A 545-nucleotide genomic window follows, 5' to 3' on the forward strand; every position below is an offset into this window, starting at 1 on the left:
CATCCAGCCGCGCGGACCGCGCTTCCTCCACTTGGTCTTCCTCCTGCAGCAGGTCGGTGGCGAGCAGGGCGGGGAGCTGGCCCGCGGCATCGAACACCGCGCGCTCCAGCGCCTCCGCCGCACGTTCCGTCCCGGGATGGCGGCCGTCCCGGGCCATGCGCGGGAATTCGGCGGCGGCGACCGATTCCAGGTAGCGCGCGGCCTCCGCCCGCAGGTCATGGCCCTGCGGTCCAAGCCGTTCCGCCATGCGCGTCAGGCTGCCGATGGCCGAGACCTCCGCCGCCACCAGCCGCTGCGCGTCGGCGACCTGGGCACGCGCCTGGACGGCACAGAAGGCGAGCGTGAGGGTCAGCGCGGCCGTCACCGTCCCGCTGGTCCGCATCGCCAGGTCGAGGTTGTCCTTGGGGGAGGGCAGCTTCAGCAGCGGCGCCACGACCAGGCAGGTGAAGCCCGCCATCCCGCCCGCGCCGAGCATGAACACCGCATAGACCACGGCGGGCGGCAAATCGTGCAGGAAGAGGATGATCTGCATGGTGGGTCCGGGG

1 protein-coding gene is annotated in these 545 nt (G+C 72.7%); it reads right to left on the reverse strand.

Annotated elements, in window-relative coordinates; translation table 11 throughout:
- Nucleotides 1–532 (reverse strand): bestrophin-like domain (locus ACLD7X_RS18150; RefSeq protein WP_411425085.1); only part of this gene is annotated, 532 nt, incomplete at its 3' end.
- Nucleotides 533–545 lie beyond the last annotated feature (13 nt).

Source organism: Aphanothece microscopica RSMan92, assembly GCF_046613545.2.
Lineage (GTDB): Bacteria > Cyanobacteriota > Cyanobacteriia > PCC-6307 > Cyanobiaceae > NIES-981.